Source organism: Micromonospora sp. RV43 (assembly GCF_001029515.1).
Lineage (GTDB): Bacteria > Actinomycetota > Actinomycetes > Mycobacteriales > Micromonosporaceae > Micromonospora > Micromonospora aurantiaca.
Window position 1 is genome coordinate 22,982 of the sequence record NZ_LEKG01000038.1, and the last position, 21,565, is coordinate 44,546.

A 21,565-nucleotide genomic window follows, 5' to 3' on the forward strand; every position below is an offset into this window, starting at 1 on the left:
GCAGAGTGATACCCGCAGTCGGGGTGCCGACGGAGCCGACTCCACAGTCCCGCATGCCGCGCGAGCACGCTAAGGTGCGCAGCGGACCTTCGCCGGAGGAAGGACGACCATGCTGAGAACACGCACGTCGCGCGCGGCCCTGTCCATGGCCTGCGCGGCGCTTCTGCTCGCCACGAGCGCCTGCGGGAGCGACGAGCCGGAGGAAACGCCTGCCACCCAGGTACGCCTCTACGGCACCGACGGCAACATGCTCAATTCGTACGCCGCGGAACTCAAGGACCGCGCGGACCTGGTGAACGGGATGAAGGGCACCACGCCCCTCACTCCGCTTGCCGAGAGCTTCAAGGAGCGACTACTCGCCGTAGACCCGAAGCTGGGTGACTTCCTCTACTCCGCCGAGTCGTACGACGCGGTGGTGATCAGCGCGCTGGCCGCCCAGCTCGCCGGCACCACCGCTCCGGCCGAGATCGCCAAGCAGATCGTCGGGGTGACCACCGGCGGTGAACGCTGCGACGACGTGACGGCCTGCCTCCAGCTCGCCCGCGCGGGCCGGGACATCGAGTACCGGGGCGTGTCGCTGACCCGCGCCGGGTTCACCGACACCGGCGAGCCGGCCACCGCGAGCTACGGCACCATGCACTTCGACAACCAGAAGATCGACGACAGCAAGACCGAGTTCGTCGGCGCCGGTGAGGAGTCGGGGGCGAGCACGAAGGCCCCGCCGCGCGGGCGCAAGCCGCGCGACGGCAAGGCGAAGGACGCCCCGCTGGTCCTCGGCGGGCTGCTGCCGAAGACCGGTGACCTGGCGCTGGCGAACCCGCCGCTGGCGGCCGGCGCGGCGCTCGCGATCCGTGAGGTCAACGCCGCAGGTGGTGTGCTCGGCGAGCCGGTGAAGTGGATCGAGGGCGACGACGGCACCAACCCGGACGTCGCCAAGGCCACCGTCGCCTCGCACGTCAGCAAGGGCGTCCAGGTCATCATCGGCGCGGGCGGCTCCGGCATCTCCCGGGCCGTACTGCCGGACGTGGTGGCCGCCGGCCGGATCCTGTTCTCCCCGTCGAACACCGACGCGGGGCTGAGCGCTGTGGACGACAAGGGCCTCTACTTCCGTACCGCGCCGCCGGACAGCCTCCAGGGCCGCGCGCTGGCCGACGTGATGCTCCGGGACGGGCCGCGCAAGATCGCAATCCTGGCCCGTAAGGACTCGTACGGCGAGGGCCTCCAGGAGAACGTCCGCTCGGAGCTGGAGAAGGCCGGGATCGGCGCGGACCGGATCAAGCTGCTGACCTACGAGCCGCCGGCCGACCCGAAGACGCCTGTCGACTTCAGCGGCACCGCCAAGGAGATCAAGGCGTTCGGCCCGGAGGCGCTGCTGCTCATCGGCTTCGCCGAGTCCGCGCCGGCGATCACCGCGCTGGACGACGCGGGAGTCGACATCAAGCACTGACGCGTACCGACGCGGAGGGCCGCACCGGGGACACCGGTGCGGCCCTCGTCGTCTCTCCCGGGCTCAGCGGGCCCGGCGCCGGTCCAGGAACTCCGTCATCCGCCGGTGCTTCTCCTCGTCCTCGAAGAGCACCGCCTGGCTCAGCAGGTCCAGCTGCGGGTGCGCAGCCGCCGGGGCGTCCACCGCCATCTTGGTCAGCCGCAGCGCCAGCGCGGAGCCCTTCGCCATCTCGTCGAGCAGGCCGTGCGCGGTGGGCAGCAGCTCCGCCGGGTCGGCCACCACCCGGTTCACCAGCCCGATCCGCAGCGCCTCCCCGGCGTCCACCCGCCGGCCGGTGAACAGCAGCTCCTTGGCCCGGGCCTCACCGATCAACGCCGGCAGCCGGTAGGTCGCGCCGGCGCCGGCCAGGATGCCCAGCCGCACCTCGGGCTGACCGAACACCGCTCGGTCCGTGCACACCCGGAGATCGCAGGCGTACGCCAGCTCGGCGCCGCCGCCCAGCGCCGGCCCGTCGACTGCGGCCACGGTGGGCATCGGCAGCGCCCGGATGCGGGCGAAGACGCCCTGGTTGATGGCGGCCAGCGCGTCCAGCCGGCCACGCTCCCGGAGCTGGGCGATGTCGGCGCCCCCGGCGAAGATGCCCGCCGTCCCGCCGGTGAGCAGCAGCAGCCGGGGACGCGCCTCCAGGTCGGCGCAGACCGCGTGCAGCTCACCCACCAGGTCGGCGTCGATGGCGTTGCGCTTCTCCGGCCGGTCCAGCGTGACCACGAGCCGGTCCGGCAGCTCCTCGATCCGCAGCCCGCTCACTGTGCCGGCCTGTCGTTCGTGACTGCGGGGCTCGCAAGCTCACTCCTCGCGCTCACTGCTTCACGCCGTCCTTCCACGTGTAGAAGCCCTGCCCCGCCTTCTTGCCCAGCTTCCCGGCGGCCACCATCTCGACGAGCAGCGGTGGCGGCGCGAAGCGGTCCCCGTACGCGGCCTGGAGCGTGCGCGCGATGTCGAGCCGCACGTCCAGGCCGACCAGGTCGGTCAGCTCCAGCGGGCCGACCGGGTGCCGGTAGCCGAGCACCATCGCCTTGTCGATGTCGGCCGGGCTCGCCACCTCGTCGGCCACCATCCGGATCGCCTCCAGGCCGAGCGTGACGCCCAGCCGGGAGGTGGCGAAGCCGGGCATGTCGCGTACGACGACGGGGTCCTTGCCGAGCCGGGCGGCGAGCGCGACGGCCGCCTCGGTGGTCTCCGGCGCGGTGGCCGGGCCGACCACGACCTCGAGCAGCGCCATCGCCCACACCGGATTGAAGAAGTGCAACCCGACGAAGTCGGCGGGGCGGTCCAGCCCGGCGGCCAGTTCGGCGATCGGGATGCTGGAGGTGTTGCTGCCCAGCAGCGCCGGCCGGCGGCTCTCCGCCTCGCGCAGGACGGCACGCTTGAGGTCGAGCCGCTCGGGCACCGCCTCCACGATCACGTCGGCGCCCTCGGCCACCTCGGCGAGCCCGGCCCGGAGCGTGACGCGCTCACGGTTGGCGGTGGCGGCCTCCTCGGTCAGCTTGCCGCGCTGCACGCCCCGGTCCCACAGTTCGCCGAGCCGGCGCAGGGCCTCGGCGCCCCGGGCGGGGTCGACCTCGACCAGTTCGACCGCGTACCCGGCGCCGGCCGCCACGTACGCGATGCCGAGGCCCATGGTGCCGGCCCCGACGACCACAAAACGACCACTCATCGACGTCCCCTCGCCGCGGCGGGGGCGCGCGGGGTCTCCGCCGCCGGGCCCGTCCGCTCGCTCGTTCCTGCATGCGACCCTATGCATGGCCGGGCCGCCGGGATGCGTGGGGGCGGAGCGGACGGGGTAAGGACGGCCCTCAACGCCGAAGGAAGGAACGAGATGAGCCAGGCACCGGAGAGCGCGGAGAGCACCGAGACGGTCGAGACCCGCGGCGACGAGCGGGTGGACCTGCTCCGTGCGGACACCAACAACGACGGCAAGACCGACGTGTGGGTGGTGGACACCGACGGCGACGGCAAGGCCGACCTGTTCCAGTTCGACACCGACGGTGACGGCAAGGTGGACATCACCATGGTGGACATCGACGAGGACGGCACGCCGGACGAGGTGGTCGACGGCGACGGCGGGCTGCCCCCGGAGCAGACCACCCCCACCGTCCAGGTCTGAGCACGTAAGGAAGGGCCCCTTCTTAACGCCTAGGCGCTTGAAAGGGGCCCTTCCTAACGCCGCAGCTCCAAGGTGGCGAGGTAGTAGGGGTGGTCGGTGTCGTCCACGTCGGTCAGTCGCCACTGTGAGCCGTGGACCAGCTCGGCGAACTCCTCGGGCGAGCAGACCAGGTAGTCGAACCAGTCGGTGCCGAGCAGCCGGTAGCGCAGCCGCAGCCGTAGTTGCCCGCCGATCCGGCCCCGCCGGCGGTTGCGCTCGTGGTAGGCGGTGTGCACCGGGTCGGTGGTCCCGTACGGGTCGGTGCCGTGGGCGATCACCCGGGCGCCGGGACGGGCCAGCGCGGCGAGCGCCGCCAGCATCGCCGGGGCGCGTTCCCGCCCCTCGAACAGGCCGAGGTTGTTGCCGAGCAGCAGGAACGTGTCGTACCGGCGGCCGTCGGCGGCGTGCTCGTCGACTGTGCCGTGCACCAGGTCGCGTACGCCCCGGTGGCGGCTGACCCGCAGCGCCCCGAGCGACGTGTCCAGCCCGGTGACCGGTACGCCCCGGTCCTGGAGGTGCAGCGCGATCCGGCCGGCGCCGACGCCGACGTCGAGCACGTGTCCGCGTACCCGGTCCACGGCCCGGTGGTCGTGCGGCTGCCACCGCTGCGGCGGATCCAGGTAGTGCTCGGCGGGCGCGCCGTTGACCAGCCCGTCGTCGCGCTCGATGATCTCGATGACCGGGCGGGGCAGGCGACCGCCGGCCATCGGGCGCGGTCCGATCCCGGTGGCGACCGCGTACGCGTCGCGGATCATCTCGCCGAACACGTCGCCGATCTCGGGTTCCCCGGTCATGCCCGCAACGCTATCCGGGGGTCGGCGGCTCCGTCGCCGCCGTATCCTTGGCGGCGTGACCGACCTGGACCGCCTGGCGGCGGAGAAGTACGTCCTGCTCACCACGTTCCGCAAGGACGGCCGGGCGGTGCCGACTCCGGTGTGGGCGGTACGCGACGGCGACGGGCTGGCGGTGTGGACGGTGGCCGACTCCGGGAAGGTGAAGCGCATCAGGCGCGATGGCCGGGTGACGGTGGCCCCGTGCGACGTGCGCGGCCGGCCGCACGGCGAGGCGGTGCCGGGTCACGCGACGATCGCCGACCCGGAGAGCACGAACCGGGTCCGAGGGCTGCTCAAGCGGAAGTACCGGCTGATCGGGCGGCTGAGCCTGCTGGGCAGCCGGCTGCGCCGGGGTGAGCGCGGCACTGTGGGGCTGCGGATCGTGCTGGACGGTCCGGGGCGCGACTGAGTCCGGACACGATCAAGGGCGGCGCCGCGACGGCACCGCCCTTTATCGGAACGCCGGAGAACGCCGGTTCGTCAGTCTCCCTGGCGCTGCTGGGGGATCTGCCCCTGCAGCAGGGCCCGAACCTCCGACTCGCGGTAGCGGCGATGGCCGCCCAGGGTCCGGATGGCACTGAGCTTGCCAGCCTTGGCCCACCGGGTCACCGTCTTCGGGTCGACACGGAACATCGACGCCACCTCGGCCGGTGTGAGTAGCGGCTCAGGTTCGTGCGTTCGCGATGCCATCGGGGTCACTCCTCCACATGTATAGACATCGGCCGGGGTCCCGCCGGCCGACGCGTCTCCCATGGTCCGGCTAGTCCCCGATGTCCGACATGGGCCGAACGGCTGAAGGTCCCTAGACGGACGGATGAAGCATGCCCGATTTTTACGACTTTTATGCCGCAGAAACTACCTTATTCGGACTCATGATCACGGTTCGTGACGCATCAACTACGAGACACTCTCGTGTCCAAGGCCACTTAGCAGGGCAAACCGGGCGTCAGTTGCACCGTTCGAGCAGCTGCACCGCGCGCCAGCGGGCGACCAGCTTGTCGTACGCGGCGGACGCCTCCTCGGCCTCGCCCCGGCCCAGTCCGGACAGTCCGGTGGCCACCAGCTCGGTCGAGTCGTCGGCTTCGAGCGTCTCGTCCGGCAGCAGTTGCACCAGGCCGCCGTAGTCCAGCTCGACCACCGAGCGCGGGTGGAACTCCTCCAGCCACCGGGCCGCCTCCTCGACCGCCTCGGTGATGGGCGCCTCGCCGATCGATTTGCGCAGCACCGACAGCGCCCGGGACGCCCGGCGGCGCGCCTTGGAGATCTCGGTGCGGTAGCGCAGCGCCCGCCGCTCCGGCTCGGTGACCAGGTGCCGCTCGCCGGCCTCGAACAGCACGAACCAGCGCAGGGGCACGCCCCAGGTGGCGATCTGCTCGTGCACCCGGGGCACCCCGTGCTCCAGCACCCGGGCGCCGCTGCGCCAGTCCTCCACCACGGCCTTGGCCTGCCCGGCGAGCACGGGCGGCACGAACGCGTCGGCCAGCACCGAGGGCACGCCGTCGCGGGCGCTCAGCGCCGCCTCGGCGACCCGGATACGCAGGTTCCAGGGGCAGACCAGCAGCGCGTCGTCGGACTCCAGGACGTACGCCTCGTCGGGCAGGTCGGGCAGCCGGGTCCAGCCGGCGCCGAGCGCCTCGATCACCGCCGTCCGCTGCCGTACCGGTCCCTCCAGCGGGGCGATCGCGCGGCCCTCGCTGACGTACCGGCGCCAGTACGACTGCCGGTCCCGGTCGAAGGCGGTCAGCGGCTCGTACACGCGCAGGTATGAAGCGAAGAGCGACGGCACGGCGCGATCCTCCCACGAGACGGGACCGCCCGTCGCCGCCCTCGGGCCCGTGGCGTGACATGCGCGACAGTACGGTTCGGGCCGATATTAGGCTCAACGACACCGGCAGCATCCCGCCGGCGTGCCACCCGGGTTCCGCGCCCCACAAGGGCGCACACCGACACAGGAGTCAGCCATGGGCGTATTCGCCAGTACCGACGACCCCGTCTCCACGGGGCATGAGCAGGTCGTGTTCTGCCAGGACAAGCAGTCCGGCCTGAAGGCGATCATCGGGATCTACTCGACCGCGCTGGGCCCCGCGCTCGGCGGCACCCGGTTCTACCCGTACGCCAGCGAGGCCGAGGCCCTCGCCGACGTGCTCGACCTCTCCCGCGGCATGGCCTACAAGAACGCCCTGGCGAACCTCGACCTCGGTGGCGGCAAGGCGGTCATCTGGGGTGACCCCGAGCAGATCAAGAGCGAGGCGCTGCTGCGGGCGTACGGTCGCTTCGTCGAGTCGCTGAACGGCCGCTACTACACCGCCTGCGACGTGGGCACCTACGTGGCGGACATGGACGTGATCGCCCGGGAGACCCGCTACGTGACCGGCCGCAGCGTGGAGCACGGCGGCGCGGGCGACTCCTCGATCCTCACCGCCTGGGGGGTGTTCCAGGGCATGCGGGCCGCCGCCGAGCACGTCTGGGGCAGCCCGACGCTGGCCGGCCGCCGGGTCGGCGTGGCCGGGCTGGGCAAGGTCGGCAAGTACCTGACCGCCCACCTGCTCGACGACGGCGCCGAGGTCGTGGCGACCGACGTCAGCCCGCGCGCCCTGGAGTGGGCGCGCACCACCCACCCGCAGGTCACCCTGGTCGACGACACCGAGGCGCTGGTCACCTCCGACATCGACGTGTACGCCCCGTGCGCGCTCGGCGGCGCGCTGAACGACGACACCGTGCCGGTGCTGCGGGCGAAGGTGGTCACTGGGGCGGCGAACAACCAGCTCGCCCACCCGGGCATCGAGAAGGTGCTCGCGGACCGGGGCATCCTCTACACGCCGGACTACGTGGTGAACGCCGGTGGCGTGATCCAGGTGGCCGACGAGATCGAGGGCTTCAACTTCGACCGGGCCAAGCTGCGCGCGACCCGGATCTTCGACACCACCCGGCAGATCCTCCAGCTCGCCGACGACGAGGGCGTGCCGCCGGCGGTCGCCGCGGACCGGCTCGCCGAGCGGCGGATGGCCGAGGTCGGCCGGCTGCGCACGATCCATCTGCGGTGAAGCTCACCTCCGGGGGCGGGGCGGCGCTCCACCCCCGGAGGCGGCGCGCGTTAAGCTGATTCTCGGGCTCGTTAGTACCGGTATGTCCGGTGTCATGGCCAGCCCCGGTGCTTACCCCTTACCCGGTACACTTTGTGACGGCTGGACCACTGCGACGCGCAGGTCCGGTCGACGGTGACCCGAGGTGCCGAACGATGGCATCCCCATGTACCGTAAGAGCCACGAGAGATGCCTGACGTCATCGGGGCCCGCCTTCGGGCTGCCCCGCATTCTGTGCGAGGGGGTCGAGCCATGGGGCGCGGCCGTGCTAAGGCCAAGCAGACGAAGGTGGCCCGGGAGTTGAAGTACCACTCCCCGAACACCGACCTAACCGCCTTGCAGCGCGAACTGGCGGGTAGTGGAAAGTCTGAGCACAACTTCGACGACGACTACAAAGAGTATGTCGACGACGATGACGAGGACCACGCGGACGACGACCCGGACACCTGGGCTCGTCCGACCCGCTGACCTCCGGTCACATCTGAGCACGCGGTAACCCCCGCGTGCTCACGCATGTGCTCTGCTGAGCCGGCGTACGACCGACGATCAGGGACCTGCCGGCGCTCCGGGGCGCCCGCTCCGACGCGCCGGCAGGTCCTTGATCGCGGAACCGTTCCCTCAGCGTGGCCGGTTGTTCCAGTTGTAGAACGTCGGGATGTTCTCGAAGTGGTTCCACGCGCACACCGCGTCGGCGCCGTCGCCGCCCGACACCTCCGCCCGCAGCAGCCGCGCCGCCTCCGCCTCCCGAAGCAGAGCGGTAAGCCCCGCAGCGGCGTCCCGCACCCGGTCGGCGACCGCCTCCCGGTCGGTGTCACTGATGGTCTCGGGCATGCTCCAACACTCCCTCCAGTAGGCGGATCTTGCTGTTACGGCAGTGCTCGGTCTCCGTACCGTCGAAACGCCCCAGCTCGAAGTAGCGGTTGGCGGCGTGCCCGCCGCCACAGAACCCGAAGTACGCGCAGGACGCCCGGCACGCCTCCACGCCGGTGAGGAACTCGCCCACCCACGGCGTACCGGCCGCGCCCGCGAGGATGTCGCCCAGCGGCGTGGTCAGCACGTTTCCGCTGGCGAAGTCGCCGTACCGGGGGTCGGTGAAGCCGGCCAGCTCCGGCGAGAGCACCACCACCGAGCCGTCGTGCCCGACCGTCGGGATCGGGTCGAGGCTCCGGGGCAGCAGGTCGTCGGCGGTGCCGGCCAGGACCGCGCCCGCGTACCGCAGCGACCACTCCACCTCACGCAGGTGGATCCGGGGATCCCGGCGCCAGGCCGCCACCAGCTCCGCCCAGAACCCGGTGACCGCGCCCTCGTCGCGCGCGTTCGTCCGGGTGTTGACGCCCTCGGTCTCCTCGATGTTGACGCCGAGCACGTCGCAGCCCAGGTCGAGGAAGTAGTCGTACAGCTCGGTCGCCAGGCCCGGTTCCGGCCGCGAGACCACCGCGAGCGCCGAGAACGGCAGGCCGTGGCGGCGCAGCGCCGCCACACCCGCCACGATCCGGTCGTACGCGGGCCGCCCGCCCCGGGTGACCCGCTCGCCGTTGCGCGCCCGCGGCCCGTCCACGCTGATGCTGACCCGCACCCGGTGCTCGGCGAAGAACGCGCACCAGGCGTCGTCGATCAGGGTGGCGTTCGTCTGCACGTGGTGCTCGACGTCGGGCCCGAACGGCGCCAGCAGCGCGGCCAGGTGCTCCCGGCCCGCAGCGAGCGGCTCCCCGCCGTGCCAGACCACGGAGAAGCGACCGCCCGCCGCCCACGGGTTCACCGACGCCGCCACCGCCTCGGCGACGGCCACCGGCATCCGCCTGTCGACCGCCCGGAAGGGGAGGTAGCAGTAGGCGCAGTCGAGGTTGCACAGCGTCGTCGGCTGCATCACCACGTACGACGGGACGGCAGAGATGCCCCGCATCCCTCCGGGCGTGCGCGCAGCCATCAGCACCTCCCCCGCCTGCCTGAAAAACCGAACCTCCAGGCTAGGCCGCGGCGACCGCTCGGGTGAACCCCCGATCACGTGCCCGGCCGATCGGCGCAGGGTGATCAGCCTCGGGTGTGCTGCCCGACCATCTGCACGTTGCCGGACCCCTCGATGATCTCGCCGGCCTGCCAGGCGTCCACGCCCCGGCCGGTCAGGGTGGCCAGCGCGCGGTCGGCGTCCTCGGCGGAGACGATCGCGAACATGCCGACGCCCATGTTGAAGGTCGCCTCCATCTCCGGGTCCTCGATCCGGCCCTTGGACTGGATCAGGTCGAAGATCGGCTGCGGCTTCCAGGTGGAGCGGTTCACCACGGCGTCGACGTGCTCGGGCAGCACCCGGACCAGGTTGCCGGGGATGCCGCCGCCGGTGACGTGGGCCAGCGCCCGCACCTCGGCCTCGGCGATCAGCTTGAGGCAGTCCTGTGCGTAGATCTTGGTCGGGGTGAGCAGCTCCTCGCCGAGCGTCCGCTGACGGCCGAAGTCGTCGATCACCACGTCCAGCCGCATCCGGCCGGCGCCGAGCAGCACGTGCCGGACCAGGGAGTAGCCGTTCGAGTGCAGGCCGGACGAGCGCATGGTGATCACCACGTCGCCCACCTCGACGCGCTCCGGGCTGAGGATCTCGCTCTCCTCCACCACGCCGACGCCGGTGGCCGAGATGTCGTACTCGTCGGGGCGCAGCACGCCCGGGTGCTCGGCGGTCTCGCCACCCAGCAGCGCGCAGCCGGCGTACCGGCAGCCGTCCGCGATGCCCGCGCCGATCTCGGCGACCTTGTCCGGCACGACCTCGCCGGTGGCGATGTAGTCGAGCAGGAACAGCGGCTCGGCGCCGCAGGCCACCAGGTCGTCGACGACCATGGCGACCAGGTCGATGCCGACCGTGTCGTGGATGTCGAGCTGCTGGGCGATCACCAGCTTGGTGCCCACGCCGTCGGTCGAGGAGGCCAGGATCGGGTTCTTGTACTTCTTCGTGTCCAGCCGGAACAGGCCGGCGAAGCCGCCCAGGTCACCCATGACCTCGGGGCGCCGGGTCTCCTTGACCTTCGACTTGAGCAGCTCGACCGCGCGGTCGCCCGCCTCGATCGACACCCCGGCGTCGGCGTACGAGACCGAGCGTTTGCGCTGCGTCCGGCCGGAACCCGCCGACCAGGGCTGGCGGTCGCCGCCGGCGCCCGTCGGGCTGGATCCTGCGCCGCTGCGCTCGGACACGTGCGTCACGGTTCTCCCCTTTGTGGTTCCCGCGGGCCCGGAGCGGCCGGACCCGCGTCGGTGGTGCTACGGGTGGTGGGTCGGTGTGGCGACGAGCGGACCGGTCGGCCCGGCCGCCTCGGCGGCGACCCGGCGTCCCACTCCTTCGAGCACGTGCTTGCCGATCAGGTTCCCGGCCGGCAGTTCGATCGGGTACTCCCCATCGAAGCACGCCCGGCAGAGCCGGCTCTTCGGCTGCTCGGTCGCGGCGATGAGACCGGGCAGCGATACGTAACCGAGCGAGTCGGCGCCGATGGACCGCCGGATGCCGTCGTTGTCGAGCCCGTTGGCGAGCAGCTCGGCGCGGGTGGCGAAGTCGATGCCGTAGAAGCAGGGCCAGCTCACCGGCGGCGAGGAGATCCGGACGTGGACCTCCAGCGCGCCCGCCTCGCGCAGCAGCCGGACGATCGCCCGCTGGGTGGTGCCCCGCACGATCGAGTCGTCCACCACCACCAGGCGCTTGCCGCGTACGTTCTGCCGCAGCGGGTTCAGCTTCAGCCGGACGCCGAGCGCGCGCAGCGTCTGCGAGGGCTGGATGAACGTGCGCCCGACGTACGGGTTCTTCATCAGGCCCTGGCCGTACGTGATGCCTGATTCCTCGGCGTAGCCGATCGCGGCCGGCGTGCCGGACTCCGGCACCGGGATCACCAGGTCGGCCTCGACCGGATGCTCCTTGGCGAGCTGGCGGCCGATCTGCACCCGCGCGGCGTGCACGTTGCGGCCGGCGATGGTGGCGTCCGGCCGGGCGATGTACACGTACTCGAAGAGACAGCCCTTGGGCTCGGGCGAGGCGAACCGGCTGGAACGCAGCCCGTTCTCGTCGATGGCGATCAGCTCGCCCGGCTCGACCTCGCGCACCACGCTCGCGCCGACGATGTCCAGCGCGGCGGTCTCGCTCGCCACCACCCAGCCGCGTTCGAGCCGGCCGAGCACCAGCGGGCGTACGCCGTGCGCGTCGCGCGCCGCGTAGAGCGTCGACTCGTCCATGAAGACGAAGCTGAACGCGCCGCGCAGCTGCGGCAGCACCTCCAGCGCGGCCGCCTCGACCGACAGGTCGGGCCGGCTCGCCAGCAGCATGGTGACCAGCGAGGTGTCGTTCGTCGAGCCGTCCGAGTCGAGCCCCCGCACGGCCGCCTCGCGCTGCAACTCGGCGGTGTTGACCAGGTTGCCGTTGTGCGCCAGCGCGATCGTGGTGCCGGCGGTCGTGGCACGGATGGTCGGCTGGGCGTTCTCCCAGGTCGAGCCGCCGGTGGTGGAGTAGCGTGCGTGCCCGATCGCGACGTGGCCGCGCAGGCTCGCCAGCGTCGGCTCGTCGAACACCTGGGCGACCAGGCCGAGGTCCTTGTAGACCACGACACCGGAGCCGTCACTCACCGCGATGCCCGCGGCCTCCTGACCGCGGTGCTGGAGGGCGTAGAGCCCGAAGTAGGTGAGGTTGGCGACCTCTTCACCCGGTGCCCAGACGCCGAAGACGCCGCACGCGTCCTGTGGGCCGGGTCGCTGGGGGTCAAGGTCGTGGCTCAGCCGGCCATCGCCTCGGGGCACCTGCCGCTCCCTCGCAGTGGGGTCTGGACTGGCCTGGCGGAGTCAGGGGGGCAGCTCCGCACGCATGGGCCGGGACCGTCGTCGGCTCTCAGTGTACGCGACCAGCAGTCGACACCGACAGTCACGAAGCGTCCGCTCAGCGTGAGCAGAGTTTGCCCTGCTCGACGCCTAAATCGGGAGGTACGGGGAGAGGTCAGCCCGGTTCCCGGAAACCCGGATGCGACCCTCGGTGACCGTTTCCGCCCATCCCTGGCGCCCGGTGGCGACCGCCAGCCAGGTCGGCGGGTCCATCTCCACCACGTTCGGCGGCGTACCACGGGTGTGTCGTGGACCACTCACGCACTGGACCGCACCGTAGGGTGGGACGCGCACCTCCACCGATCGGCCGGGGGCGCGATCCGCGAGGGCAGCCAAGAGCGTCCGGACCGCCTCCCGGAGCACCGGCCGTTCGGGCGTACGCCCCTCGTCCAGCGCCACCAGTGCGGCGCGTACCGCTTCGGAATAAGCGTGCGGAGAGGACACGACGGGACGATACGACCCGGCAGAAGGCCGCCCGACGGCGGCCCTGGGTAGAGATGATCCGGTCAGACAAGGCATAGTTGCCGACGGCGTTATTCGTACCGTGAGTGATCAACCTCGGCCGAGCGGCCGACGGGGGGATCAGACCCGGAAGGCGGTGGACGTGTCAACACACCGACGTGCCTGGAAGCAGCGGGCCGGTGTGGTCGTAGCGCTGGTCTTCGGCGCCCTGCTCACCGTCCCCGCAGCTCCCGCCTTCGCGGAACCCCCCGAAGTCAGCGTCAACCCGAGCTCCCTGACGATCAGCGCCGACAGCGATGCCTCCATTCAGGTGAGGGTCAAGGTCACCGACTCCGGTCCGACCCAGGTCACGATCAGGGTGGCCGGACTGCCATCAGGCGTCACCTGCAGCGCTGGCTGCAATGCGCCAGTTGCTGTGGTCGGACAGCGCAACGTGCCTGTAACGCTGAAGGCCAGCTCTGGTGCGTCGGCGACCGATGGCGCAAACGTTCAGTTCACTGCAGAAACGCCGACTGACTCGAACAGCGCCGCACTTTCGCTGACGGTGCGGGCTGCTGCACCGCCGTCGCAGCAGCCGCAGACCGTCAAGACGGTCTCGGGCAAGGTGGTCAACGCCGACGGCGATCCGATCGAGGGCGCCCTCGTCATGCTCCGCGACAGCGCGGGCAAGGAACGCCGCACCAACACCAGTGGTAACGGCAACTTCAGCTTCAGCGGCTCCGAGTCCAACCCGATCGCGCCCGGCCGGATCGACCTCGGCGCCTCCACCGACGGTGCCTCGCCGGTCGCCCGGTCGATCAACGCGAACGCCGGCCAGTCGGTCACCGGCGTCCGGCTCAGCATCCAGGTGAAGGCGTCGGCGAGCCCGAGCGCCACCCCGTCGGCGAGTGAGTCCGCCCCGCCGTCCGAGGAGCCGCTCGACGAGGAGGCGACCGACACCCCGTCGGCCGAGGCGCCCGCCGCGCAGCAGCCGGCCGCGAACGAGGACTCCGGCGGCTTCGGTTCCTGGCTGCTCATCCTGCTCGGCGGCCTGTTCGTCGCCGTCGGCGTGGGCACCATCGTGCTGCTCTACATGCGCCGCAAGAACGAGGGCGACGACGGCGACGGCGACGGTCCGGGTGGACCGACCGGTCCGGGTGGTCCCGGCGCGGCCGGTGCGATCCCGGCGGCCCGGGGCGCGTACCACGGCACCGACGACCAGACCCGCGTGGTGAACGGCATGGGCGCCCCGGCCGCGACGATGGTCGGCGGCCCCTCGATCAGCGACGCCCCCACCATGCTCCAGCGGCCGGTCGTGGACGACGTCCCGCCGGACCCGTACGGCGCGCCGCCCGGCCCGGCGTACGGCGCAGGCGGCGGCCAGGGCGGCTACGGCTACGGCGACGACGCAGCGGGCCAGGGCGGTTACGGCGGCGCGGGCGGCTACGGCAACGCGCCCTCCTCGGGCGGCGGCTACGGCAACGGACCCTCCTCCGGTGCCGGCTACGGCAACCCGGACTATGCCGCAGGTGCCGCTGCTGGGGCAGCCGGCTACGCGGCCCAGGGCGGTGGCTACGGCAACGAGCGCTTCGACGAGCCCACCGGCCGCTACACCGGTGACAGCACGCAGTACGCGCCGGCGGCCGACCCGTACCCGACCAGCACCTACCAGCCGGAGCAGGACCGCGGCGGCTACGACCAGGCCGGCTCGGCCCCGTACGGCCGTGGCCCGGAGCAGGGCGACGCTTACGGCGCGGCCGGTGGCTACGGCGCCGCGTCGGGCGGCTACGGCAACGGCGCGACCGGCGGCTACGACAGCACCCGCCAGCAGGGCGGATACGGCGATCGCCCACCGGCGCCTACGGCAACGCCGCCGGTGGCTACGACAGCCGGTCCCAGGGTGGCTACGACAAGGGCGCCGGGGGGTACGACAGCGGCGCGACAGGTGGCTACGACAGCACTCGTCAGCAGGGCGGGTACGGCGACGCGCCGGCCGGTGGCTACGGCAACGCCGGTGGCGGTTACGACGGCGGCCACCAGGCGGGCGGCTACGGCCAGCAGGGCGGCGGGTACGGCGAGGGCTACGGTCAGAACCCGCAGGGCGGTTACGGCCAGCAGGGCGGTTACGGCCAGGAGCCGCCGCAGCAGCGCGGGGGCGGCTACGACAACGGCTACCCCAACGACCCGGCGCAGGCCGGTCGCGCCCGCCCGGACGGGCAGGCGGACCGGAGCGGACGACGCCTCGACTGGCTGGACGACTGACAGACACCAGATGTGAGAACTGTGGCCGCCCGCGAACAGCGGGCGGCCACAGTCGTCAGCGGGCCCGCAGGTCGGGAGCAGAAGCGGTGCTCAGGCGGGGGCGAAGTAGCCCTGGCGGAGCACCGGCACCACGTCGGAGACGCCCACCTCGGTCGCGACCGTGACGTCCTCGGCGAAGCCGCCCTCGGCGAGTTCCCGCCCGGAGACGCATCCCCGGACCGCTGCCGGCACGTCCGGCGTGCTCGCCAGCGCGGCGAGCGCCATCGCGGCCTCCACCGAGAGCCCGCCGGGCACATCGGCGAGCGCGTCGAGCACGCAGGCCGCACCGAGCTGGTCCTCCACGCACGGCCGGAGCGACCCGTCGGGCCAGCGCTCCCCGGCCGCCACCACGCCCACGGGTGCGTCCTTCGAGCCGTACCCCTCGGCGCGCAGCCAGCGCCCGACGGCGGGTGCGTTACGCAGGCACGCCGCGACCACCGGCACTCCGGTGGCGCTCGCAGCGGCGCTGATCGCCGAACCGTTGGGTGACGGCAGCACCAGGTCGGCGACGACCGGCGCGGCCCGCAGCGCCGCCGGGGACAGCGACCACTGGTGTTCGGTCGTCGTCTTCCGGCGGCCCACAGCGGCCACGGCCCCCACCCGGCGGGCGTAGTCGGCGGCCTGCTCGCCCCACGGGAACGGGTGCACCCGCATGCCGCGGCTCACCGCAACCTCCACGGCGGTGGTGAACGACAGCACGTCCACCACCACCAGGGCGGCACAGACCCGGCCGAGTTCCGCCGCCCCGGTCAGTCCCCAGTCGAACCGGGCACCGGCGCCGGGTTGGGCGAAGACGGCCAAGGCCAGCGCCTCAGCGCTGACCCGGCGCCGGCTCACCGGGAGCCGGACCGTCGGACCCGTCGGCGGGCGCCGACTCGTCCTGGGCCGGGGTTCCGTCGACTGCCGGCGTCGCCGTACCCTCTGCCGGCTCGGCCTCGTCGGACGCCGCAGCGGACGCCTCGGGCTCCGCCGCGGCGGCGGGTGCGGACGCCTCGGCGTCGGCCGCCGGAGTGTCCCGACCGGCCTTGGCGATCGGCTCGGCGTCGACAGCGGCCGGGTCCACGCCGACCGGCTGCTCCGCGGTGGCCGGAAGCACAGTGGTCGTGCCGGTACGGGTCGCCTCCACCTCCACCCGGGCCGCCTCGGCGGCACCGAACAGGCGCGGGAGCGTACCGGTGTGCGCCTCGCGCAGCTCGTCCAGGCCGATCCGGAACTGGCCGTGCACCTCAAGCCCGCCGGAGGCCGGGTCGGTGACGCCGATGAACTCCCACGGCACGCCGCGCTCGGCGCAGAGGGCGGTGAACGCCTTCTCGTGGCCGCGCGGCACCGACACCAGCACGCGGCCGGCGGACTCGCTGAACAGGAACACGAACGGCATCGAGCCACCGGCGAAGTGCTCCGGCACCACGACCCGGGCGCCCACGCCGCGGCGCAGAGCCGACTCGACCAGGCTCTGCGCCAGGCCGCCGTCGGACAGGTCGTGCGCGGAGCTGAGGTGCCCGACCCGGGCCGCCTCGGCCAGCAGTTCGGCGAGCTGCCGCTCGCGGGCCAGGTCGACCTGCGGCGGGATGCCGCCCAGGTGCTCGTGCGTCACCCAGGCCCACTCCGAGCCGGACAGCTCGACGTGCGTCTCGCCCAGCAGGAAGAGCTGGTCGTGGTCGCCGGCCGGGCGCGGCACGAAGCCCATCGGCACCCGGTTTGCGACGTCGTCGAGCACGCCGAGCACGCCGACCACCGGGGTCGGGTGGATGGCGGCGGCGCCGGTCTGGTTGTAGAAGCTGACGTTGCCGCCGGTCACCGGGATGCCCAGCTCCAGGCAGCCGTCCGCCAGGCCGCGCACGGCCTCGGCGAACTGCCACATCACGCCCGGGTCCTCCGGCGAGCCGAAGTTCAGGCAGTTGGTCACCGCGATCGGCTTCGCGCCGGTCACCGCCACGTTCCGGTACGCCTCGGCCAGCGCCAGCTTCGTCCCGTGGTACGGGTCGAGGCGGGCGTACCGGCCGTTGCCGTCGACGGAGAGCGCGACACCGAGGCCGCTGCGCTCGTCGATCCGGATCACGCCGGAGTCCTCCGGCTGGGCGAGCACGGTGTTGCCGAGCACGTACCTGTCGTACTGCTCGGTCACCCAGGTCTTGTCGGCCAGGTTCGGCGACGCGATCATGCGCAGCACGGTCTCCCGGAGCGCCTCCGGGGTGCTCGGCCGGGGCAGCGTCTCGGCGCGGTCGGCCTGGAGCAGGATCAGGTCGGCCGGCTCGCGCATCGGCCGGGCGTACACCGGGCCGTCGTCGACGAGCGAGCCCGGCGGCACGTCCACCACGAGCTGGTCGCGCCAGGTGACGACCAGGCGGCCCGGCTGGCCGTCCGCCGACGGCGCGGTGACCTCGCCGATGGCGGTGGCCCAGACGCCCCACTTCTCGGCGGTCTTCAGCACGGCGTCGAGCTTGTCCGGCGAGACGACGAGCAGCATCCGCTCCTGGGACTCGCTGGCCAGGATCTCGTGCGGCTCCATCGACGGCTCGCGCAGCGGCACGCGCTCCAGCCAGACCCGCATGCCGGTGCCGGCGGAGGCGGCGGTCTCGGTGAGGGCGCAGGTCAGGCCGGCGCCGCCGAGGTCCTGGATGCCGACGACCAGTTCGGCGTCGTACAGCTCCAGGCACGCCTCGATGAGCAGCTTCTCCATGAAGGGGTCGCCCACCTGCACGGACGGGCGGCGCTGCTCGCTGCCCTCGTCGAAGGTGGCGCTGGCGAGCACGGACACTCCGCCGATGCCGTCGCGGCCGGTCTTGGCGCCCATCAGCACCACGATGTTGCCGGGGCCGGTGGCGTCCTTCTTCTGCAGCCGGTCGACAGGCAGCACGCCCAGGCAGAGCGCGTTGACCAGCGGGTTGCCCTGGTAGCAGGGGTCGAAGACGACCTCGCCGCCGATGTTGGGCAGGCCCAGGCAGTTGCCGTAGCCGCCGACGCCGGCGACCACGCCGGGCAGCACCCGGGCGGTGTCCGGGTGGTCGGCCGCGCCGAAGCGCAGCGGGTCCATCACGGCGACCGGGCGGGCGCCCATGGCGAGGATGTCGCGGACGATGCCGCCGACGCCGGTCGCCGCGCCCTGGTACGGCTCGACGAAGCTCGGGTGGTTGTGCGACTCGACCTTGAAGGTCACCGCCAGCTCGTCGGAGACCCGGACCACGCCGGCGTTCTCCCCGATGCCGGCGAGCAGCCGGTCACTCGGCGGCGCCTTCTCGCCGAACTGGCGCAGGTGCACCTTGCTCGACTTGTAGGAGCAGTGCTCACTCCACATGATCGAGTACATGGCCAGCTCGGCCTGGGTGGGCCGGCGGCCGAGGATGTGCCGGATCCGGTCGTACTCGTCGTCGCGGAGGCCCAGCTCGGCGTACGGCTGAAGCTCCTCCGGCGAGTCGGCGGCCCGGGGAACGGTGTCCACGCCCAGCGCCCAGTCGTCGGTCGGGCCGGCCTGCGGCACCACGCCCTGCGGCTCGCGCAGGGCCGGGTCCGGATGGGTGGTCATGACGTCTCCTTGCTGCGCTCGCCGCCGGTGCGGCGGGTGGGCCGACCGATGTTCCCGGCCACCATCACGCCGGCGCTCCCACCAGATGCTTGAGCACCGAGGTGAAGAAGCCGAGGCCGTCCAGGGAGGGGCCGGTGAGCGCCTCCACCGCGTGCTCGGGGTGCGGCATGATGCCGACGACGTTGCCGGCCTCGTTGGTGATCGCGGCGATGTCGCGCTGCGATCCGTTGGGGTTGCCGCCGACGTAGCGGGCGACGACGCGGCCCTCGCCCTCCAGCCGATCGAGCGTCGCGGGGTCGGCGACGTAGCAGCCCTCGCCGTTCTTGACCGGGACGAGCACCTCCTGGCCCGGCTGGAACGCGTTCGTCCAGGCGGTGCCGGTGCTCTCGATCCGCAGGACCTGGTCCCGGTTGCGGAAGTGCAGGTGCTGGTTACGGGTGAGCGCCCCGGGCAGCAGATGGGCCTCGCAGAGGATCTGGAAGCCGTTGCAGATGCCGAGCACCGGCAGTCCACCGCGCGCGGCCTGGACGATCGTCTCCATCACCGGTGCGAACCGGGCGATGGCGCCGCAGCGCAGGTAGTCGCCGTAGGAGAAGCCGCCGGGCAGGACGACAGCGTCCACCCCGTGCAGGTCCGGGTCGCCGTGCCAGAGCCGGACCGCCTCGGCGCCGGCGATCCGTACGGCCCGGGCCGCGTCCCCGTCGTCGAGCGAGCCGGGGAAGGTGACCACACCGACCCGGGCGGTCACGACTGCGCGCCCGCGGTCTCGTCGGCGGTGACCACGCGGACGGTGAAGTCCTCGATGACCGGGTTGGCCAGCAGCTTGTCGGCGATCTCCCGGGCCCGGTCCAGGTCCGGTTCGCCGGTGAACTCGATCTCGATCCGCCTGCCGATCCGAACCGAGGCGACGTCACTGACGCCGAGGCGGGGCAGCGCGTTTGCGACGGCCTGGCCCTGCGGATCGAGGATCTCGGGCTTGAGCATGACGTCGACTACGACGCGAGGCACTGGGCACTCCTGACTGTGTACGCAGTTGGGTGCCGGCCCAACAATCGGGCGAGCGGAGCCAGCCTACCTGGCAGATACCGCCCGGCCCGCACCGGCCGGGGGCAGTTCCGGCACTGATCGGCCCCACCGGCGGCACCGGACGGGCACCGTTGCCCGTTCGTTGCGGCGCCGATGCGAATTCGTTGCGCTCCGTGCTTGTGGACGCCCCCTGGCACCACCTCCTACCAGGCATTCTGCCGCGAAACACCCCACCTTCGACCGGTATCCGACAGCGCGCCCGCGCGGCACGCGGCGCGCGTCACGCCATCGGCGCGATTCGATCCGCACCTTGTGACAGAGGGTGTCACGGCCGTAGCATGCATCGTCAGATGTCGATGAGTTAGATCGATGTCCCTCGCCGGACCACCCCATCCGGCGGGTGTCACCCCCTGCCCGGCAACCCCGGGCGTCCGCGCAGAAGGAGCCCCGACATGCGCCTCCGTCCCCTGCTCGCCGTGCTGACCACCGCGCTGGCCGGCGTCCTGGCCACCGCCTCCGGCGCCACCGCCGCGCCGGCCGGCCCCCAGCCGATCATCGGCGGCGGCACCGTCTCGTCGGCGCCGTGGGCCGCCGCCGTCTTCAGCAACGGCTCGTTCACCTGCTCCGGCAGCGTGATCGCGCCCCAGTGGGTGCTCACCGCCCGGCACTGCGTCAGCGGCACCATGTCGGTCCGGGTCGGCAGCGTCTACTACGCCTCGGGCGGCGTCACCCGCACCGTGAGCGCCTCCTACACCCGCTACGACCTGGCCCTGCTGCGCCTGTCCAGCACGGTCAGCACCTCCGCCGTCTCGCTGGCCAGCAGCAACCCGCCGGTCGGCTCGACCAACACCATCTACGGCTGGGGCATGACCTGCTACAGCGGCTGCGGCGCGTCGCCCCAGCTCAAGACCGCCAGCGTCCGGGTGACCAGCACCAGCGTCACCGACGCGTACGGCGGCCAGGCGATCCGGAGCACCCGGGTCAACGGCAACGCGTGGCGGGGCGACTCGGGCGGCCCGCAGTTCTACAACGGCCGGCAGGTCGGCGTCGCCTCCACCGCCGACGGCCAGAGCATCCAGAACTACGGCAGTGTTGCGTACAACCGGGCCTGGATCACCTCGACGGCCGGTGTCTGACGGTTGATGCCGATGCGGCGCGGATCGGTCGGGTGCGGCCCGGCCGTCCGCGCCGCGCCGTTTTTCAGCATCCGATCAGCTGAACACGGCTCGCGAACCACCCGGCCGGGGACTGACAGCATCGGAAGCGTGCTGGTCGTGACGACGGATCAACTGCCCGGCTACGAGATCCGCCAGATCCTCGGCGAAGTGGTCTCCTCGATGGCGAGGACCCGCAACCCGTACCGCGAGGGGGTCAAGAACCTGCGCGGTGGCGCCTACGACCCGATGGCGCCGGACAACCTGACCCGGTGGCGTACCGACTCGGTGGCCCGCCTCGGCGAGGAGGCACGCCGCCTGGGCGCGAACGCGGTGATCGGCATGCGCTTCGACAGCCGCGACTGCGGCGAGATGTGGATGGAGATCTGCGCGTACGGCACGGCGGTGATCGTCACGCCGAAGATGCCGGACGTCATGCCGCCGGACCAGCCGGCGATCGCGGCCGAGACCGCTCACGAGCCGGAGATCGCCTCCGCGCCCGGCGGCATCGCCGAGCCCGCGAGCGCGCCCAACCTGAGTTCCGCGGCCGAAACCCCCACCGGCCCCTGACCGGCGCTGTCTGCCGCCTCTGCCGCCTCTGCCGCGTCGATCATGAAGTTGACGGCAGGAATGATCTCCCTGAGTGCCGCCAACCTCATGATCGACAAGAGGAACAGGGCGGTCAGAGGATGGGGGGCGGGGAGTAGGCCGC

At 72.3% G+C, this 21,565-nt stretch carries 21 protein-coding genes and 1 pseudogene; 8 read left to right on the forward strand and 14 right to left on the reverse strand.

Annotation, left to right across the window (positions count from 1 at the left end):
- The first annotated feature begins 109 nt into the window (after positions 1-109).
- Positions 110-1,447 (forward strand): ABC transporter substrate-binding protein, encoded by a 1,338-nt coding sequence (locus ABD52_RS12365; RefSeq protein ID WP_047891884.1) that lies wholly within the window; start codon positions 110-112, stop codon positions 1,445-1,447.
- Between the two features lie 63 nt (positions 1,448-1,510).
- Here the strand turns inward: ABD52_RS12365 and ABD52_RS12370 are convergent, their stop codons facing one another.
- Together ABD52_RS12370 and ABD52_RS12375 are read right to left on the reverse strand one after the other, a co-directional pair.
- On the reverse strand, positions 1,511-2,254 hold the full coding sequence (locus tag ABD52_RS12370) for an enoyl-CoA hydratase/isomerase family protein (RefSeq protein ID WP_047891885.1): 744 nt from the start codon (positions 2,252-2,254) through the stop codon (positions 1,511-1,513).
- Between the two features lie 52 nt (positions 2,255-2,306).
- Positions 2,307-3,164 carry a 3-hydroxyacyl-CoA dehydrogenase family protein gene (locus ABD52_RS12375; RefSeq protein WP_047891886.1) on the reverse strand — a complete coding sequence of 286 codons (858 nt, stop codon included), beginning with the start codon at positions 3,162-3,164 and terminating at the stop codon, positions 2,307-2,309.
- A 162-nt stretch (positions 3,165-3,326) separates the two neighbouring features.
- Here ABD52_RS12375 and ABD52_RS12380 point away from each other — a divergent pair, with 162 nt between their 5' ends.
- Positions 3,327-3,614, forward strand: coding sequence for a hypothetical protein (locus tag ABD52_RS12380; RefSeq protein ID WP_013283434.1), 288 nt, complete (start codon positions 3,327-3,329; stop codon positions 3,612-3,614).
- A 53-nt stretch (positions 3,615-3,667) separates the two neighbouring features.
- Here the strand turns inward: ABD52_RS12380 and ABD52_RS12385 are convergent, their stop codons facing one another.
- Positions 3,668-4,447, reverse strand: a complete 780-nt coding sequence (locus ABD52_RS12385) for a bifunctional 2-polyprenyl-6-hydroxyphenol methylase/3-demethylubiquinol 3-O-methyltransferase UbiG (protein ID WP_013283433.1) — start codon at positions 4,445-4,447, stop codon at positions 3,668-3,670.
- A gap of 55 nt (positions 4,448-4,502) precedes the next feature.
- On the opposite strand from ABD52_RS12385, the gene ABD52_RS12390 reads away from it, so the two are divergent.
- The gene (locus tag ABD52_RS12390; RefSeq protein ID WP_013283432.1) at positions 4,503-4,895 is read left to right on the forward strand and encodes a PPOX class F420-dependent oxidoreductase; all 393 of its coding nucleotides are present in this window, start codon (positions 4,503-4,505) and stop codon (positions 4,893-4,895) included.
- 71 nt (positions 4,896-4,966) lie between these two features.
- Here the strand turns inward: ABD52_RS12390 and ABD52_RS12395 are convergent, their stop codons facing one another.
- Positions 4,967-5,176 carry a BldC family transcriptional regulator gene (locus ABD52_RS12395; RefSeq protein WP_007073996.1) on the reverse strand — a complete coding sequence of 70 codons (210 nt, stop codon included), beginning with the start codon at positions 5,174-5,176 and terminating at the stop codon, positions 4,967-4,969.
- 256 nt (positions 5,177-5,432) lie between these two features.
- Positions 5,433-6,272, reverse strand: a complete 840-nt coding sequence (locus tag ABD52_RS12400) for a hypothetical protein (protein ID WP_013283431.1) — start codon at positions 6,270-6,272, stop codon at positions 5,433-5,435.
- Between the two features lie 175 nt (positions 6,273-6,447).
- Here ABD52_RS12400 and ABD52_RS12405 point away from each other — a divergent pair, with 175 nt between their 5' ends.
- Both ABD52_RS12405 and ABD52_RS12410 read left to right on the forward strand, forming a co-directional pair.
- Complete coding sequence (locus tag ABD52_RS12405) at positions 6,448-7,530, forward strand: Glu/Leu/Phe/Val dehydrogenase (RefSeq protein WP_047891887.1); 1,083 nt, start codon at positions 6,448-6,450, stop codon at positions 7,528-7,530.
- 291 nt (positions 7,531-7,821) lie between these two features.
- Positions 7,822-8,037: a DUF3073 domain-containing protein gene (locus ABD52_RS12410; RefSeq protein ID WP_013283429.1), complete on the forward strand. Its 216-nt coding sequence runs from the start codon at positions 7,822-7,824 to the stop codon at positions 8,035-8,037.
- A gap of 150 nt (positions 8,038-8,187) precedes the next feature.
- Here ABD52_RS12410 and amcA read toward each other — a convergent pair whose 3' ends face one another.
- From amcA to ABD52_RS12435, 5 genes are all read right to left on the reverse strand, one after another.
- Complete coding sequence (gene amcA / locus ABD52_RS12415; RefSeq protein ID WP_013283428.1) at positions 8,188-8,400, reverse strand: multiple cyclophane-containing RiPP AmcA; 213 nt, start codon at positions 8,398-8,400, stop codon at positions 8,188-8,190.
- Complete coding sequence (gene amcB, locus ABD52_RS12420) at positions 8,381-9,472, reverse strand: cyclophane-forming radical SAM peptide maturase AmcB (protein WP_174361756.1); 1,092 nt, start codon at positions 9,470-9,472, stop codon at positions 8,381-8,383. The genes amcA and amcB overlap by 20 nt, the downstream gene beginning before the upstream one ends.
- Before the next feature lie 128 nt (positions 9,473-9,600).
- Positions 9,601-10,755 carry a phosphoribosylformylglycinamidine cyclo-ligase gene (gene purM, locus ABD52_RS12425; protein WP_047891888.1) on the reverse strand — a complete coding sequence of 385 codons (1,155 nt, stop codon included), beginning with the start codon at positions 10,753-10,755 and terminating at the stop codon, positions 9,601-9,603.
- A 57-nt stretch (positions 10,756-10,812) separates the two neighbouring features.
- Positions 10,813-12,330, reverse strand: coding sequence for an amidophosphoribosyltransferase (gene purF / locus ABD52_RS12430; protein ID WP_013283425.1), 1,518 nt, complete (start codon positions 12,328-12,330; stop codon positions 10,813-10,815).
- Positions 12,331-12,498: 168 nt separating this feature from the next.
- The gene (locus ABD52_RS12435) at positions 12,499-12,852 is read right to left on the reverse strand and encodes a sterol carrier family protein (RefSeq protein ID WP_041798746.1); all 354 of its coding nucleotides are present in this window, start codon (positions 12,850-12,852) and stop codon (positions 12,499-12,501) included.
- A 160-nt stretch (positions 12,853-13,012) separates the two neighbouring features.
- On the opposite strand from ABD52_RS12435, the pseudogene ABD52_RS41575 reads away from it, so the two are divergent.
- A pseudogene (locus tag ABD52_RS41575) lies at positions 13,013-15,111 on the forward strand (carboxypeptidase regulatory-like domain-containing protein).
- Between the two features lie 90 nt (positions 15,112-15,201).
- On the opposite strand, the gene ABD52_RS12445 reads toward ABD52_RS41575, so the two are convergent.
- The 4 genes from ABD52_RS12445 to purS form a co-directional block, all read right to left on the reverse strand.
- On the reverse strand, positions 15,202-15,951 hold the full coding sequence (locus ABD52_RS12445) for a 2-phosphosulfolactate phosphatase (protein WP_047891892.1): 750 nt from the start codon (positions 15,949-15,951) through the stop codon (positions 15,202-15,204).
- Positions 15,952-15,961: 10 nt separating this feature from the next.
- On the reverse strand, positions 15,962-18,673 hold the full coding sequence (gene purL, locus ABD52_RS12450; RefSeq protein ID WP_047891889.1) for a phosphoribosylformylglycinamidine synthase subunit PurL: 2,712 nt from the start codon (positions 18,671-18,673) through the stop codon (positions 15,962-15,964).
- 64 nt (positions 18,674-18,737) lie between these two features.
- Positions 18,738-19,421 carry a phosphoribosylformylglycinamidine synthase subunit PurQ gene (purQ, locus tag ABD52_RS12455; RefSeq protein ID WP_013473440.1) on the reverse strand — a complete coding sequence of 228 codons (684 nt, stop codon included), beginning with the start codon at positions 19,419-19,421 and terminating at the stop codon, positions 18,738-18,740.
- Positions 19,418-19,681: a phosphoribosylformylglycinamidine synthase subunit PurS gene (purS, locus tag ABD52_RS12460; RefSeq protein ID WP_013473439.1), complete on the reverse strand. Its 264-nt coding sequence runs from the start codon at positions 19,679-19,681 to the stop codon at positions 19,418-19,420. Before purS ends, purQ begins: the two co-directional genes overlap by 4 nt.
- A gap of 470 nt (positions 19,682-20,151) precedes the next feature.
- Between purS and ABD52_RS12465 the strand changes: the two genes are divergently transcribed.
- Together ABD52_RS12465 and ABD52_RS12470 are read left to right on the forward strand one after the other, a co-directional pair.
- The gene (locus ABD52_RS12465; RefSeq protein ID WP_013473438.1) at positions 20,152-20,835 is read left to right on the forward strand and encodes a trypsin-like serine protease; all 684 of its coding nucleotides are present in this window, start codon (positions 20,152-20,154) and stop codon (positions 20,833-20,835) included.
- Positions 20,836-20,847: 12 nt separating this feature from the next.
- The gene (locus ABD52_RS12470) at positions 20,848-21,423 is read left to right on the forward strand and encodes a YbjQ family protein (RefSeq protein ID WP_200905184.1); all 576 of its coding nucleotides are present in this window, start codon (positions 20,848-20,850) and stop codon (positions 21,421-21,423) included.
- Positions 21,424-21,565: the final 142 nt, after the last annotated feature.